Annotated in this window: 15 protein-coding genes; 11 read left to right on the top strand and 4 right to left on the bottom strand. The window is 45.6% G+C overall.

All coding sequences use genetic code 11. The features are described 5' to 3' along the window. Positions 1–82: 82 nt before the first annotated feature. The 4 genes from wecB to M3N64_RS00700 all read right to left on the bottom strand — a co-directional run bounded on the left by wecB (position 83) and on the right by M3N64_RS00700 (position 4,463). A complete protein-coding gene (gene wecB / locus M3N64_RS00715) occupies positions 83–1,210 on the bottom strand; it encodes a non-hydrolyzing UDP-N-acetylglucosamine 2-epimerase (protein ID WP_249095258.1) in 1,128 nt (375 codons plus the stop codon). A gap of 171 nt (positions 1,211–1,381) precedes the next feature. Then, the gene (locus tag M3N64_RS00710; RefSeq protein WP_249095241.1) at positions 1,382–2,272 is read right to left on the bottom strand and encodes a prepilin peptidase; all 891 of its coding nucleotides are present in this window, start codon (positions 2,270–2,272) and stop codon (positions 1,382–1,384) included. Between the two features lie 43 nt (positions 2,273–2,315). Beyond that, positions 2,316–3,014, bottom strand: coding sequence for an RsfA family transcriptional regulator (locus tag M3N64_RS00705; RefSeq protein WP_249095238.1), 699 nt, complete (start codon positions 3,012–3,014; stop codon positions 2,316–2,318). Positions 3,015–3,125: 111 nt separating this feature from the next. After that, positions 3,126–4,463 carry an AAA family ATPase gene (locus tag M3N64_RS00700; protein ID WP_249095235.1) on the bottom strand — a complete coding sequence of 446 codons (1,338 nt, stop codon included), beginning with the start codon at positions 4,461–4,463 and terminating at the stop codon, positions 3,126–3,128. Between the two features lie 259 nt (positions 4,464–4,722). On the opposite strand from M3N64_RS00700, the gene cymR reads away from it, so the two are divergent. The 11 genes from cymR (at position 4,723) to M3N64_RS00645 (ending at position 16,165) form a co-directional block, all read left to right on the top strand. Continuing rightward, on the top strand, positions 4,723–5,145 hold the full coding sequence (gene cymR, locus M3N64_RS00695) for a cysteine metabolism transcriptional regulator CymR (protein WP_249095233.1): 423 nt from the start codon (positions 4,723–4,725) through the stop codon (positions 5,143–5,145). Positions 5,146–5,217: 72 nt separating this feature from the next. Further along, positions 5,218–6,384, top strand: a complete 1,167-nt coding sequence (locus tag M3N64_RS00690) for a cysteine desulfurase family protein (protein WP_249095230.1) — start codon at positions 5,218–5,220, stop codon at positions 6,382–6,384. Then, entirely contained in the window at positions 6,381–7,517 is a 1,137-nt protein-coding gene (mnmA, locus tag M3N64_RS00685; protein WP_368389877.1) for a tRNA 2-thiouridine(34) synthase MnmA, read from the top strand. The genes M3N64_RS00690 and mnmA overlap by 4 nt, the downstream gene beginning before the upstream one ends. 45 nt (positions 7,518–7,562) lie before the next feature. Beyond that, on the top strand, positions 7,563–8,219 hold the full coding sequence (locus M3N64_RS00680) for a tetratricopeptide repeat protein (RefSeq protein WP_249095226.1): 657 nt from the start codon (positions 7,563–7,565) through the stop codon (positions 8,217–8,219). Positions 8,220–8,342: 123 nt separating this feature from the next. Further along, positions 8,343–10,634 (top strand): SF1B family DNA helicase RecD2, encoded by a 2,292-nt coding sequence (recD2, locus tag M3N64_RS00675; protein ID WP_249095223.1) that lies wholly within the window; start codon positions 8,343–8,345, stop codon positions 10,632–10,634. A 198-nt stretch (positions 10,635–10,832) separates the two neighbouring features. Further along, a complete protein-coding gene (locus M3N64_RS00670; RefSeq protein ID WP_249095220.1) occupies positions 10,833–11,030 on the top strand; it encodes a YrzR-like zinc ribbon domain in 198 nt (65 codons plus the stop codon). Positions 11,031–11,109: 79 nt separating this feature from the next. Beyond that, entirely contained in the window at positions 11,110–12,171 is a 1,062-nt protein-coding gene (locus M3N64_RS00665) for an AI-2E family transporter (RefSeq protein ID WP_249095217.1), read from the top strand. Positions 12,172–12,467: 296 nt separating this feature from the next. Beyond that, positions 12,468–15,110: an alanine--tRNA ligase gene (gene alaS / locus M3N64_RS00660; RefSeq protein WP_249095214.1), complete on the top strand. Its 2,643-nt coding sequence runs from the start codon at positions 12,468–12,470 to the stop codon at positions 15,108–15,110. 38 nt (positions 15,111–15,148) lie between these two features. Continuing rightward, positions 15,149–15,415, top strand: coding sequence for an IreB family regulatory phosphoprotein (locus M3N64_RS00655; RefSeq protein ID WP_249095210.1), 267 nt, complete (start codon positions 15,149–15,151; stop codon positions 15,413–15,415). Further along, a complete protein-coding gene (ruvX, locus tag M3N64_RS00650; RefSeq protein ID WP_249095191.1) occupies positions 15,412–15,837 on the top strand; it encodes a Holliday junction resolvase RuvX in 426 nt (141 codons plus the stop codon). The genes M3N64_RS00655 and ruvX overlap by 4 nt, the downstream gene beginning before the upstream one ends. Positions 15,838–15,841: 4 nt before the next feature. Beyond that, complete coding sequence (locus M3N64_RS00645; RefSeq protein WP_249095175.1) at positions 15,842–16,165, top strand: DUF1292 domain-containing protein; 324 nt, start codon at positions 15,842–15,844, stop codon at positions 16,163–16,165. Positions 16,166–16,631 lie beyond the last annotated feature (466 nt).

Genomic DNA, 16,631 nt, shown 5'->3' with positions numbered 1-16,631 from the left:
CGACGTAACGATTCATATATTTATTTTATAAAAAGCAGTTCTTGATTTAATTTTGGAAACTTCGGGAAATGAGCAGTAAAGTTTAAAGCTGAAAATGGTTTTTAATAACCTTTACAATTCTTTCTGATGCATGGCCATCTCCATAAGGATTTTTGGAGTTGGCCATTTTATTATAGTGCTCTTTATTCGTTAACAAGTCCAAAGCAGTCGTTAAAATAACATTCTGATCTGTTCCCACCAGTTTTAAAGCACCGGATGTGACGCCCTCTGGACGCTCTGTTCGGTCTCTTAAGACAAGTACCGGGACATTAAAAGAGGGCGCCTCCTCCTGGACACCACCACTGTCGGTCAAAATTAAATCGGCTCTTGACTCAAGATGGTGAAAACTAATGACATCAAGTGGCGGAATGAGATGAATGCTTCTATTTCCGGACAACATCTCATTTGATAAGTTCTGAATGGCCGGGTTTAAGTGCACAGGGAAAATGACATGCAGATTATCCAAGTGCTCAGTAATTTGCTTAACAGCACTAAAAATATTTACCATATTTGATCCCAGGTTTTCTCTTCTGTGAGTGGTAAGCAGAACAATGCGTTGTTTTTTCTGGGTTTTCTTCTCCATTTGAAAAATATCATCCAGTACAGGATGACTAAAAGGGGCTTTGATCGTCTGTTGCAATGCGTCAATTACTGTGTTGCCGGTAACAAATATGTTTTTGGAGGACTTTCCCTCACTCAATAAGTTTTGTTTTGCCTGTTCTGTCGGGCAAAAGTGTAAGTCTGCTAAAGTCCCCGTAATACGCCGATTCATTTCCTCTGGGAAAGGTGCATATTTATCATTGGTCCGCAGCCCGGCTTCAATGTGCCCGAGAGCGACTTTATTATAAAAAGCGACGATACCTGAAGCCATGGTTGTCGTCGTATCCCCATGTACAAGGATCAAATCAGGTTTTTCTTTTTTGACAACGTCATCGAGATGATTAATGACATTGCAGGTTATATCAACTAAACTTTGTTTGTTTTTCATGATGTTCAAATCATAGTCAGGAATGATATTGAATGCAGTCAGCACTTGATCCAGCATTTGCCGATGCTGAGCAGTTACTGAAACAATGGTCTTCATTTGTACTTCTTTTTTCAGCTCAGAGATAACGGGACACATTTTAATTGCTTCGGGCCGTGTTCCAAACACAGTCATAATTTTAATCATAAAAGCACCATGCCTTCAGAAGTAATTTTTACTTAGGAACAAGGGATTAGAATAATTAAGATTATATTATCATAAGGTTTTTAAGATGTTAATCTAATTTATGTTTTGCATTAATCCTCTTATAGGATCCTATAGTTTCTTTGAAAAATGGTAAAAATGTTTCAAGATTGCTTAAAACGATGACAATGCATGCCCATTAAGAAAAAGCGTCTTATAGATGGAGAATATATATTCCCCCCAAAAAAGAGAAGAGATCATACCGATAGCGATGAAAGGGGCAAATGGGATCGCCTGTTTTCTGTGTATCATATGAAGCATACGTGCAATGATGCAGGTGATTGTACCTGCAAACAGCGCCATAATAAATCCAATAAATACTATTTTAGTGCCGACAAGAATTCCTGCAGCAGCTAACAGTTTAATATCACCACCGCCGATCCCTCCTTTGCTTAAGAATGCAATGAAAGATAAAAAGAGAAAAATAAGTGTACCTCCAAGGATAGAGTCCCACCATGGTTGCATTGTGAAAATCATTCGATATCCTGAAAAAACGATCAGGAAAAAAAGAATCAGTTTGTCCGGGATGATCATTTTAATTAAGTCAGTCACTACTGCGATCATGACGAATGAAATGAGCAGTAAATGTGCGGCTAACGTAACCAAATTTACAGCATAAGCTGAAGCAAGAAGGAATGCAAAGCCTGTTGACGCTTCAATAATTGGGTAAAGAAAAGAAATTTTAACTTTACAATGCCTGCACTTACCTTTGAGAAGCAAGAAGGAAAAAATGGGGATGAGATCGCGGTGTTGTATAGGATAGTGACAATTCGGGCAACGCGATCGTGGAAACACAATGGATTCATCGGTAAGCATTCTGTTTCCGACGACATTAAAAAAGGATCCAAACGTTATGCCTGCAAAAAATGCATAAATGCTGATTAGCGGAGAGGACATTTTTTCCCTTCTTTCGAGAGAGGATTTTTTGAGGTTGATAAGAGGATAATGCTGTAATTTTATATTATTTTGATAAATTTGTAAATGGACACTTAAAGGGTGTCTCATTGTCAGTAGACTTCTGAGACACCCTCGGGATACTTATATTTTTTTACTTCGCAATCTTCTCCAGATTCCCGTTCTGATCCATCTTGAAAGCGGGCGCGTCATCTGCTTCATCCTGTTCCTTGAAAGCAACCATCCGACGGGCTCGATCCATGATACCGATCAGTGCCTGATAGTCGTCTTCAACCGTTTGCTGACGGTTGTTCAGATTTTCCACCTCATGTTCAAGTTCCTCAATGCGTTTTTTCAGTTGATGATTCTCTTCCTTAAGTTGGGCGTTTTCTTTAGTAACGCGCTCGTTTGTTTCGCCGCCGTTTTGAATCGTTTGCAGAAAGTGAATGACATCGTGCATCGTCAGGGGATTTGGCGCGGCAGATGCACCATGGGTATTTTCCGATTCGGGCAAATCAATTGGAGCCTCTGAAGTGAATGGAGCAGGATCAGGCATGGATGCTGTTTCCATAACAGGAAACGCAGGGGCCACAGGGCGGATGATCCGCCCGCGCTGTTCGGCGCGTTTCTTTTGTTTGCGCTGCTTTTTGGCAATTTCAATGGCTTGCTCGTATTTTTTGCGGACAATCGCATTCCAGCGGAATCCGCATGCCGCTCCTGTCCGATTCAGCCGATCCCCGACTTCCTCAAAAGCGTCGAGCTGTGTACTTCCTTCTCTGATATGGCGCAGGACGGTTTCCGCAAGCAGAAGATCGTCTTCATGCGACCAGGCATCTTGTCTCACTTTTGTCATGGTATATGCTCCTTCTTGCATTCTTGTTGATTTGTAAAAAGGATTGACAACTTGCAAGACTTTTATACACATATGTCATTTTATGGCAGTGTATCCGCACCAAGTGATTGCTTAGTGCTTTTCAAGATCTCGTTTAGCGAAGTAGTCCAGCCGTTTCTGCACTGTGCGTTCATATCCGCGTGGTGATGGATGATAGAAAGTTTTGTGCCGCAGTGACTCGGGAAGATAATCCTGTGGCACATAACCGCCTTCAAAATCATGCGGATAGAGATAATCTCTGCCATGGCCGAGCTTCGCCGCTCCTTTGTAGTGGGCATCGCGTAAATGAATCGGGACTTCACCGCTTTTTTCATTCTTTACGGATGACAGCGCTTCGTCAATTCCGACGACGACGGCATTGCTTTTTGGTGCCGTTGCAACGTACAAGGCGGCTTCGGCGAGCGGTATGCGTGCTTCGGGAAGTCCGATGAAAGTCACCGCCGTAACAGCTGCATTGGCAACAAGTATGGCATTTGGATCTGCAAGGCCGACATCTTCCGCTGCGTGAATGAAAATACGGCGGGCGATGAATTTCGGATCCTCACCTGCGGCAATCATTTTTGCAAGCCAGTAAAGCGTAGCGTTCGGATCAGAACCGCGCATGCTTTTAATAAATGCAGAAATGGTGTCATAATGGTTGTCGCCTTTTTTGTCGTATTGCAATACTTTTTCCTGAATGGATTCTTCCGCAACTTCCAGATCAATATGAATGACACCGTCTTGGTCTGGATTGGTCGTCAGAACGGCGAGTTCGAGTGCATGGAGAGCAGTACGGCTGTCGCCGTCTGCCACACGCACAAGATGATCGAGCGCTTCAGGATCCATCTTGATCTTGACTTTGCCATATCCTCGGATCTTATCATTTAGCGCATGCTGGAGTATGTTTCGGATCGCTTCGTCGGTAAGCGGCTCAAATCGAAACAGGCGCGAGCGCGACAGAAGCGCTGCATTGATTTCAAACATCGGACTTTCAGTTGTTGCACCGATCAGGATGATCGTCCCTTTTTCTACAGAGGGAAGGAGTGCATCCTGCTGTCCCTTATTAAATCGATGGATTTCATCAATAAAAAGTATCGTTTTCTGGTGATCGAATTTCAGTCGTTCCTCTGCAGCAGAGATAATTTTTCGCAAATCGCTGACGCCTGAGGTCACTGCGTTTAATTGTTCATAATAAGCTGAAGTTGTGCGAGCGATAATGTGAGCAAGCGTTGTTTTACCGGTTCCAGGAGGACCGAAAAAAATCATCGGTGTCAGCTTGTCAGCCTGGATCGCACGACGGAGTAAGCGGCCTTTACCGATAATATGCTCCTGCCCAACAAAATCATCGAGTGTCTGCGGACGCATACGGTCAGCGAGCGGCCGCCCGTTTAAATTGGATTGGTCATCGGCTGGAAAATCAAAAAGATCCATTCCGATCATCCTCTCATTTATCAGTTTTAGTAAGGATTTTAATAGATCACGTGCAACTCCAAGCATTTTCGTCTATAATGATTGAAGGTCTGCACATAGTTTACCATAAATCCGTCCACCTGTTCGCCAGGCATGAATATCATTCAAAATGTCGGACGGACATGATACTGTGAATAATATTTAAGTACTGAAACAATTGATTGAATAGATCGCTTGATGCGTCTTTCATTGTTTAAGATAAATGAAGAGGTGGCATGTTATGAAGATCTCAACAAAGGGCCGTTACGGCTTGACCATTATGATGGCTCTTGCAAAGAATAAAGGGCGCGGACCGCTTTCCCTGAAAGCGATCGCGAACGAGCATAATCTTTCAGAACATTATTTAGAACAGTTGATTGCTCCTTTGCGCAATGCGGGGCTGGTAAGCAGCATTCGCGGTGCTTACGGCGGATATGTTTTATCAAAAATGCCGAGCGAGATTACGGCAGCGGATGTCATCCGCGTACTGGAAGGCCCGATTCAGCCCGTTGAAGTGATGGACGATGATGATCCGGCCAAACGTGAATTGTGGGTGAAAATCAGAGATGCCGTGCGTGACGTGCTTCAGGGAACAACGCTGGATGATTTGATTCATTATGATACGGATCCTCAAGTCCAGGATCCGGATATGTTCTACATTTAAAAACAAGAGGTTGCCGGTGCCGTTTGATGGTGGCCTGTGTTTTCGGGTAATTGATAAAGGAGTGTAAAAAAGGTGGATCCGATTTATCTTGATCATGCCGCAACAACGCCAATTGATCCGGAAGTTCTGCAGATCATGGTGGAAACATATCAAAGTGCAGTAGGGAACCCGTCAAGTATACACTCATTCGGGCGCAAGGCACGTAAAATTGTAGACGATTCCAGGCACGAGATTGCAAAATATATCGGCGCGCGCAGCCGTGAACTTGTGTTCACAAGCGGTGGAACGGAAGGTGACAATCTTGCTATTCTTGGCACGGCCTTCGCTAATAGCCATAAAGGGAAGCATATAATTACGACGAAGATTGAGCATCACGGAGTTCTTCGTACATGTGCCTATCTTGAAAGCCAGGGATTTGAAGTTGATTATCTGGACGTTGATCGTTCAGGCAGGATTTCGATTGATGATTTGAAGAGCAAGCTGCGGCATGACACGATACTCGTGACGATCATGTTTGCCAATAATGAAGTGGGCACAATTCAGCCGATCCGTGAAATCGCACATTTGCTTGCTCATCATCAGGCTTATTTTCACACCGATGTCGTGCAGGCGTTCGGAACAGTGGATATGGATGTTAAAGATACACCGATTGATCTGCTGTCAATGGCAGGGCACAAGATCGGCGGACCGAAGGGCATTGGATTCCTCTATGTGCGTGACGGAGTGTCATTGAAAGCTTATACACATGGCGGCGATCAGGAACGGAAAAGGCGCGCGGGTACAGAAAATGTTCCGGAAATTGCCGGGCTGGCCCGTGCGGTTGAAAAAGTCGGTGAACGTCTGCACGAGCGGATTCAGGAAGGTTTGAAAGCGCGGCAAATCATGCTGGAGACGCTTGACGAGGAGCAGATTGACTACAAGATTAATGGCAATCCGGAGCACTTTCTGCCGCAAATCTTAAATCTTTATTTCCCCGGCACACAGGTGGAAACGCTGCTGACAAAACTGGATTTGGCGGGCGTCGCTGTATCGAGCGGATCCGCTTGTACAGCAGGTTCTGTTGAGCCGTCACATGTATTGACGGCAATGTTCGGCAAGGGGGCACCCGAGACCGGCAGTTCGATTCGCATCAGTTTCGGTGAAGGAATGAACGAAACGCGACTGAGGGAAGCAGGCAGGATTATTGCTCAGTCCGTACGAGAACTCACAACAATCGGAAAGTCTGGTGAATTAATGTGAACAAGAAATCCCCCAACCAAACGAGAGTCGTCGTGGGCATGTCCGGGGGTGTGGATTCGACTGTTGCCGCGCTTCTCCTGAAGCAGCAGGGCTATGATGTGGTCGGCATTTTTATGAAAAACTGGGACGACACGGATGAAAATGGCGTTTGCACAGCGACCGAGGATTATGAAGATGTGGTGCGGGTTTCCAATCAAATTGGCATTCCCTACTATGCGGTGAACTTTGAAAAGCAGTACTGGGATCGTGTGTTCACGTATTTTCTTGAAGAATATAAATTAGGACGTACACCGAATCCGGATGTCATGTGTAATAAGGAAATTAAATTCAAAGCTTTCCTTGATCACGCCATGGCACTCGGCGCTGATTATGTAGCAACCGGTCACTACGCGCGCGTTGAACAACGCGGTGATCATGTGGCCATGATTCGTGCTCAGGATCAGAACAAAGATCAGACTTATTTTCTGAATCAGCTTTCACAGGAGCAGGTGTCAAAGGTGATGTTCCCCCTTGGAGATCTTGAAAAACCGGAAGTGCGTGAGATTGCACGGGAGCATCATCTAGCAACGGCAAATAAAAAAGACAGTACCGGGATCTGCTTTATAGGCGAACGGAATTTCAAGGAATTTCTGAGCCATTATCTGCCAGCCAATCGCGGAGAGATCCGTTCGGTTGACGGTGATCGCAAAGGGTGGCACGACGGACTGATGTACTATACCAACGGTCAGCGGCAAGGACTGGGCATCGGGGGTCCGGGCGGCCCATGGTTTGTCTGCGGCAAGGATCTGAAGCGGAATATTCTGTACGTGGCAGAGGGTGCAGATCATCCGGCACTTTATTCGCAAGGGCTGATTGCCGATCACGTGAACTGGATTGCAGGGAATCCAAGAGACAAAATATTCCACTGTACAGCGAAATTTCGCTATCGCCAGAAAGATCGTCCGGTAACCGTTCATGTGATGGATGATGGGCGGATTGAGGTCGTTTTTGATGAACTTGAATGGGCGGTAACACCAGGTCAGGCGGTCGTTCTGTATGACCGTGATGAATGTCTCGGCGGAGGGACCATTGCAACGATTTTGAACCAAGGGACCGATGCCGCACTTGATTTTACAGACTCGGCTTCGCTTTAAAGAAGTCCGGGCCTTTTTAATCTTTAATCTTTTGGCGGTGATCGAGTGGCAAAAATTATGGCGCAAATACAGCGTCTCATTGCGGAGAAAAAATATGAACAGGCAGCCAAAATTCTGAATCAGCAGATTGAGAAAAATCCTGAAGATCCGGCAGGCTTTACCAATTTCGGCAATCTGCTTCTGGCTATCGGAGACGACGCCCACGCCTTGAATTTTTTTGAAAAGGCGCTGTCTTTAGATAAAGCCTATGGATCGGCTTTGTTTGGATACGGAAATGCACTGTTTGAACTTGGCAGGTATGAGGAGGCGTTGACACAGTTTATGGCCGCTCAGGCCGCAGGTGTTAATAACGGGGATCTTTTCTATATGATCGGCCGTTGCGCTCAGGAACAATCCCGCCCCGGTCAGGCATTGGCGGCATTTCAACGGGCGGTCGAGCTTAATGCCAATGATGTGGATGCACGTTTCCAATATGCGCTGCTGCTCGCTCAGTCAGGAAGGCTGGCTACGGCTGATAAACAATTTTTAAAAGTTATTGATTCGGATCCGCAGTATGCAGATGCTTACTACAACCTTGGTGTCATCGCCGCCTTTAATGATGACGTGAATAAGGCGCAGCGCATGTTTCAGAAAGCAGTGGCGCTCAATCCCGGTCATGTGCTGGCTGCAAATGGTTTAAAAACGTTAAATAAGAAAATTTAAACTTTACTATTGATATTTCGGCTGCTCACTCAGCAAACGTAAGGATGAGCCGATTCGTGATGAAGGACAACATGATTCGTAACTATACAGTTCATTGAAAAAAAGCAGAAGGGACGGCGGAACATGGAGCAGACCACAATGGATCTCTTTTCAACTCAGAAGGGCTCGGTCAAAGGGGAACCGATTCGGATCGTTTTTCAAAACAGCGACAATGGCTACACGGTCATGATCGTTAAAATTGATGAAACCAATGAACCGATTGATGAGAAAGAGATTACCATGGTCGGCTACTTTCCCGCAGTTCATTTGTATGAAACATATCAATTTGCCGGTCATCTGAAAAATCATCCGCGATACGGACAGCAGTATGAAGTCGAAAACTATCGTAAAATGCTGCCAAAATCCAAATCAGGTGTAATTACCTACCTTTCAGGCGACCTTTTTCCTGGAATCGGCAAGAAGACGGCAGAAGCGATTGTAAATGAGCTTGGTGAACATGCGATTACGGAAATTTTAAATGATCCATCCTGTTTGAATCGTGTTCCCAGACTGGATGACTCGAAGCGCTCACTGATTGCGGATACATTGCTGCAGAATGAAGGCCTGGAGAAAATACTGATCGGTTTGTCAGACTACGGTTTTGGCAGTCAGCTGGCAATGAAAATCTATCAGGCTTATGGAAATGAAAGCCTGGAGATCATTCAGGAAAATCCATATCAGCTGATACAGGACATTGAGGGAATTGGTTTTCAGCGGGCAGACGAACTTGCTGCAAATTCAGGGATTTCAGGCAATCACCCAGATCGAATACAGGCGGCGTTTTTGTACTGGCTTAATGAACGGGCAATGAATGACGGTCATGTGTATATGCCTGAGCAAGAGACGATTCACGAGGTACAGAGGCTGCTTTCATCCCGGGAAAAGATCGATGAAGGCGATCTGGAACGGGAACGAGACGTGCTTGAGGAAGACGGAAAACTGGTTCATGACAATGACCATCTCTACCTTCCGCCGCTTTATTATGCTGAGAAGGGAATTGTCACCGGGATTGAGAAGCTGACGGATCAGGAACCAGAAGAAGAGTTCTCGGAGAGCGAATTTCTTAAAGCGCTTGGAAAAGTAGAGGACAAGCTGTCTATGCAATATGCGAAAAGCCAGCAGGAGGCAATTCGCCAGGCGATTCAGTCACCGATCATGATCCTGACCGGTGGGCCAGGTACTGGAAAAACAACCGTTATCCGCGGTATTGTCGAGGTTTATGCTGAGCTTAACAGCTATTCGCTCGAACCAAAGGATTATGACGATGAACATCCGTATCCGATTTTGCTTGTGGCGCCAACCGGGCGTGCTGCAAAAAGAATGAAGGAGTCGACCGGACTTCCTGCTGTTACGATTCATCGCCTGCTCGGATGGAACGGTGGATCCGGCTATGCGCATGACGAGGATGATCCGATTGAAGGAAAGCTTCTGATCGTTGATGAAATGTCAATGGTTGATATATGGCTTGCCAATCAGCTTCTGAAATCACTTCCTGAGGGAATGAAAGTGGTTATTGTCGGAGATGAGGATCAGTTGCCTTCAGTCGGACCGGGACAAGTGCTGAGCGATCTGATCCATTCAGAAGCAGTTCCCGTTATTCGGCTTACGGATATTTTCCGCCAGGCACAAGGCTCATCAATTATTGAACTGGCACATGAAATTAAAGAGGGCGCTTTGTCAGATGTGACTGTACCAAAGAATGATCGACGTTTTTTCAAATGCCATCAGAATCAGGTTGTTGATGTAATCTGCCAAGTGGCATCACTTGCAAAAAAGAAAGGATACCCTCCGAAGGATATTCAGGCTCTTGCTCCGATTTACCGGGGAAGCGCCGGCATTGAACGGATCAACAAGGCACTTCAGGAGCTTTTCAATCCGAAAGATGAGCAGAAACGTGAGCTCGAATATGGTGATCAATGCTTTCGTGTCCATGACAAAGTGCTGCAGCTTGTAAATAATCCTGATGAAAATGTCTTTAACGGTGATATTGGCGAAATCACGGCTATCTTCAAGGCGAAAGAAACGACAGATAAAGAAGATACGGTGATTGTCACATTCGATTCAGTAGAGGTCAAGTACTTAAAACATGATTTGAATCAATTGACACTTGCCTATTGCTGCTCGATTCATAAAGCGCAAGGAAGCGAATTCCCGATTGTCATTCTGCCTGTGGTTAAAGGCTACCACAGAATGCTGCGGCGCAATTTGATTTACACCGCGGTGACACGCAGTAAAGAGTCGTTGATTCTTTGCGGTGATGATGAGGCTTTTGCGGAAGCAGTGGGCCGAAATGATGGAGATAAGCGACATTCTGCTTTAGCAAAAAAAATACGTGAGCGGCTGCATCTGCCTCCAATTTCTGAGGATTGCGATTAAAAAATGATATTTACGAGGGAAGAATCTTTGCTTTAGAGAAGATTCTTCCCTCGTTGTTATTTCCATGGACGCTGATCCGGATGACATTTCAGCAAATCTTTTCTATTTTTTATTAGATATGTATAGATCGTTAAAAAAATGGGCATGGATGCGAGTAATCAAAAAATCATGCTTTCCAGATTTATGAGGTGAAAACAGATGAAATGTCCAAATTGTCACCATTCGAATATTGGTAAAATCGGTGTCAATCAGTATTATTGCTGGGATTGCTTTATTGAACTGATGCTGGTAGACGGAAAATTATCTTTGCGTCAGGTTGAGGAAGACGGCAGTCTGACTTTGCTTGATGATCTGTTTCAGGAGTCTGAATTGAAAGCTGATGCCAATGGCTTTTAAATCTGTATATGCAGTCCGTTTGCATTTTGTCTCATGTTTTTACCTGTAGTTGGGCAAAACTAGAGACGGAGGGATGAACATGCGCAATTGGACTGCATTACAGTGGATGAAGGGCTTGTCGATTTCACTGCTGCTTTTTCTGAATGGCTACCTGTTTTATCGACTGCTGCCACTGATTGGCACTGTTGCACAGTTTCTCCTGCATGTGGCCGTACCGTTTCTGGCTGCCGCGATTATCGCGTATCTCCTTCATCCGCTTGTCGGTCGGGTTCAACGGATCGGTCTACCCAGGACGATCGCCATTCTGAGTATCTATGCTCTTTTTTTTGGCGTTGCCGGATTAACACTTTATAAAGGCGGCCCCATATTGCTTCATGAACTGCGTGGTCTTGATGACGATCTGACCAATTATCAGAAAATCTATCAAACGAATGTTGATCATGTTTATGGCTCAACACCTGAAGCGATACATGATCAGGTTAATGAAGCGCTGGCACGAATCCGCAGTGGACTGATGCAAAGCGGCGAACGTGTGATGGACTGGTGTTCCGGTGTCGTTCAATCATTTTTAACCTTGTTAATTATTCCCTTTCTCTCTTTCTATATTTTAAAAGATGCAGGATCAATCAGAAAACATAGCCAACTGCTTATTCCGGAACGCTGGCGTCAGCAAACGGTTGATTTGTGTTCGGAGATGGATCGGTCAATCGGCAAATATATTCGCGGCCAGCTGACTGTGTGTGCCATTCTCGCCGTAATGGCGACGATCGGTTTATGGATTCTGAAGGTACCGTATCCAATTGTTTTCGGACTGTTCATTGGCTCTACGGATTTGATCCCTTACTTTGGTCCATTTATTGGCGCTGCTCCAGCCGTTCTTGTCGCGGCAACGAAATCTTTTTATTCCATGGCCGGTGTCGTACTTATGATCATTTTGATTCAGTTTCTTGAGGGAAGTGTGATCGAACCTCTGGTGGTCGGAAAGAGTGCCGAAATTCATCCGCTGTATATTATGCTCGCTGTAGGAATAGGCGGCGATCTGGCGGGCATTGTCGGAATGCTGCTTGCTATTCCCTGTTTTATTGTTATTCGTACCTGCTGGCGCCATCTGAACGAGCGGTTTCGTTTCATTGACAAATAAGGGGAAACTCATCTATAATTACGGCAGAATAGTGAAACCGAGACGAAAAGAATAGCGACAGCGCGAGCAGTCGGGATCGCCGTTGAGATGCGGGATATACTTTTTATCCTAGCGGGTCTTCGGTGGCGGCGCTGTGATACATAAGCCGCGGAGTTTCTTTTCATGTGCGGCGCAGAGTAAGCTTGAAAGCTTTCGTCCTTTCTGGTGATGGGATGAGAGCTTTTTTCATTGAGCGCCCCTGTGGTTTACATTTACATAATGATAGTTGAAGCTTATAAAGTGTGGAGGTTCTTGTGATGAGACAACTGAGTTCATCGGAAGTCAGGCAAATGTTTTTAGATTTTTTCAAGGAAAAAGGACATTCGGTCGAACCGAGTGCCTCATTGATTCCGGTTGACGATCCGTCGCTGCTTTGGATCAACAGCGGTGTGGCAACGCTGAAAAAGTATTTTGACGGACGCGTGGTACCTAAAAATCCACGCATCTGCAACGCACAGAAAGCGATACGAACCAATGATATCGAAAATGTCGGTTACACGGCAAGACATCATACATTTTTTGAGATGCTTGGGAACTTTTCGGTAGGCGATTATTTCAAAGCAGAGGCCATTACGTGGGCATGGGAATTCCTGACCAGCCCGAAATGGATCGGCTTCGAACCGGACAAATTGTCAGTAACCATTTATCCAGATGATGAGGAAGCTTATAAATTGTGGCATGATAAGATCGGCATTCCGGAAAATCGGATTGTTAAACTTGAGCACAATTTCTGGGACATTGGCGAAGGCCCCAGCGGCCCGAATACGGAGATTTTCTATGATCGCGGTGAAGCATTCGGTAATGACCCGAATGATCCGGAACTCTTTCCCGGGGGAGAAAATGAGCGCTATCTTGAAGTTTGGAATCTTGTGTTCTCTCAATTCAATCATAACCCGGACGGCACGCACACTCCGCTGCCGAAAAAGAACATTGACACGGGCATGGGGCTTGAACGAATGGTGAGTGTCATCCAGAATGCGGAAACAAATTTTGATACGGATCTGTTCCTTCCGATTATCCATAAAATTGAGGAGCTCTCCGGTGCAAAATACCAGTCCGGCAAAAAAAGTACGGCATTCAAAGTTATTGCCGATCATGCGCGCACGGTCACCTTTGCGATCGCTGATGGTGCACTCCCGTCGAACGAGGGACGTGGCTATGTGCTGCGCCGGCTGATCCGTCGCGCCGTTCGTTATGCAATGGATCTGGGACTTGACAAACCGTTTATGTACGAGCTGGTGCCGGTTGTTGCCGAAATAATGAAGGATTACTATCACGAAGTTTTGGAGAAAGTAGCATTTGTACAGAAAGTTGTCCGCAGTGAAGAAGAGCGGTTTCAGGAAACGATCCATGAAGGGGTAACGATTCTGAAAGAGCAGCTTGAAGAAACGAAAAAACAGGGCAAGAGGGAACTTTCCGGAGAAAATGTGTTCAAGCTCTATGACACGTATGGATTTCCAGTGGAATTAACAGAAGAATATGCACGGCAGGCCGGCCTTGAAATCGATAAAAACGGCTTTGATGAGGCGCTTGACGTCCAAAGAAATCGAGCACGTTCGGCACGAAAAGATCAGAGGTCGATGCAGGTTCAGAGTGATACACTGCGCAATATTACGCAATCGAGCGAGTTTATCGGCTATGACCGATTCGAGGCGGACAACGTCAAAGTCATCGCGCTTGTAAAAGATAATACGGTTGCTGATCAGGCAGAGAAAGGCGACACCGTTCAGGTGATACTTGATCACACGCCATTCTACGCAGAAATGGGTGGCCAGGTGGCGGATCGGGGAATGCTATCCGGCAATACGTCAGAGCTTGAAATCATCGACGTGCAAAAAGCACCGAACGGCCAGAACCTGCATACCTGTATGGTTAAAAGCGGCCGCGTTCGGATTGGCGATCATTTTTATGCCGCAATTGATGGAAAAGCACGTCTCGCCATACAAAAGAACCATACGGCAACTCACCTTTTGGACCAGGCACTTAAGGACGTGCTTGGCAGTCACGTCAATCAGGCGGGTTCCTATGTATCCGCGGATCGACTGCGCTTTGACTTCTCACACTTCGGTCAGGTCACGGATGAAGAACTGCAGCGGATTGAGCGCATTGTCAATGAAAAGATTTGGGAACAGCTGCCGGTAACCACTAAAGAAATGCCGATCGATGAAGCCAAGAAAATGGGTGCAATCGCTTTGTTCGGTGAAAAATACGGCAAAATTGTCCGTGTTGTCAGTGCTGGTGACTATAGTATTGAGCTCTGCGGTGGCTGTCATGTATCCAATACATCGGAAATCGGATTGTTTATACTTGTCGGTGAGAGCGGTATCGGTGCAGGAACGCGGCGTATCGAGGCGTTAACCGGGGCTAAAGCATTTGAAAAATTGAATGAAGTCCGCCTGCAGGTTAAGACCATTGCTGCATCGCTGAAGGCATCACCAGACCAGCTTGCCGAACGCGTAGACGCTTTACAGACGCAGATAAAGAATCTCGAGAAAGAAAATACCGTATTGATGGATAAACTTGGCAGTGCAAAAACCGGGGAACTTGAACAATCGGTAAAAAAAAGCGGAGATGTTGCGTTTGTCGCTGCAAAAGTAGATTCCGTGGATATGAATCAGCTGCGCTCAATGGCTGATGATCTGAAAAATAAACTTAAATCAGTAATTGTTGTTCTTGCATCTGTCGAAGAGGGTAAAGTTCATCTTGTCGCCGGGGTTACTAAAGACTTGATTCAAAAAGGATTCCATGCTGGCAAAATCATTAAAGAAATTGCAGCAATCTGTGGCGGGGGCGGAGGTGGACGTCCGGATATGGCACAGGCAGGCGGAAAGCGGCCGGAAAAAGTGCAGGCTGCGCTGGATGCGGTAGCGGATTTAATTGAGAAGGCAGTTGTCGGCTAAGAGGTTGTGCCTGTTTTATGTGAATTCCAGTTTGGGGGATGAGTATCATGGATAAGACGATGAAATTCAGTTTTGGTGAACAAAGAGACCATAATCCGCGTGAAGTTCTGTTTCAAGTCTATGATGCGCTTGATGAAAAAGGCTATAATCCAATTAATCAAATTGTCGGTTACCTGATCTCGGGAGATCCTGCCTATATTCCAAGACATAAAGACGCACGGAAACTCATTCGCCGGCTGGAGCGCGATGAAATTATTGAGGAACTGGTTACTGCATATCTAAAAGAGAAATGGGATAAAGAATGAGAATCATGGGTCTGGACTTCGGCACAACAACCGTCGGTGTTGCCATCAGCGATCCGCTTGGCTGGACTGCTCAAGGTATTGAGACGGTTAATTATGTCGAACATAAGAAAAATCTGCTTTTTAACCGCCTTGGCGAACTGATTATCAAGTATGAAGTTGATCGGATTGTCGTTGGGCTTCCAAAAGACTTAATTGGGACCGAAAGTGCGCGAGCCTTTGCCTCACGCGGATTTGCCAAAAGTGTACGCCGCAAATTCAAGATTCCGGTCGAGCTCTGGGATGAACGGTTGACAACAGTAGCCGCAGAGCGGATTCTAATTGCTGCTGACATGAGCCGGAAAAGGCGAAAACAGGTTATTGACAAGGAAGCTGCGGTGCTGATCCTGCAAAGCTATCTTGATAAAAAAAGAATGGAGCAATGAAGCGATGAGTGAACAAGAACATAATCATTACCCGATTTTCCTGCCGGATTCAGAGGAAAAAGAACGCATTGTTATTCCAGAAGAAAATGGGGATGAAAATTTATTTGACGTCCTGTTCTATTTCGATGTCCCGGAGACGGACAAGTCATATGTCGTTGTCGTTCCCACAGAGCAGGAGAGTGAGGATGACGATGATGAACAGGAAGTTTTCGCTTTTCGTTATGAAGGAAGCGACGAAGATTTCAAACTGTTCCCGATTGAAACGGATGAAGAATGGGATGTTGTTGAAGAGATGATTAACACATTCAGTGATGAATTTGAAGAGTAAAGCAGACAAAATGCTGGCTGCCGTTTTTCAGTGCCCGGGCCCCCCATCAGCCAGGGCTTTTTTCATACGATAAGAACGCATTTTAGCTAAGCATAAAGTGTAAGCCAGATACGAAAGCGCGCTGGCGCCAGCGGAGCGTTCCTGTTGACCCGCGTGCAAGCGAGCAACCGTAGCGTTGATGCAAGCATAAATCAATAAATCATGGTCGGTGGATCAGGCGCATGTGCCCGATTTTTCTTATACGATAAGAAAGTATATAAATGTTAAGGAACATAGTATAACTGCAACCAGGACTTTGCCTTCGCCAGAAGCTTGGCGAAGCCAAGTTTTCTAACAAGTAAAGCAAGTCTATGCTTCTTCCTAAGCGCGAGATGACTTCGGCAGAGATTCTTACGAAAACAATGTCGATTTATGGAAAAAACGTGTGTTATTTAGTGTATAATTGACGAGGTACTCTTGAAAGGAG

This window comes from Sporolactobacillus mangiferae (assembly GCF_023336505.1).
Taxonomy (GTDB): domain Bacteria; phylum Bacillota; class Bacilli; order Bacillales; family Sporolactobacillaceae; genus Sporolactobacillus; species Sporolactobacillus mangiferae.
The sequence above is the reverse complement of the archived record's forward strand: the minus strand, read 5'-3'. Positions and strand labels throughout refer to the sequence as shown.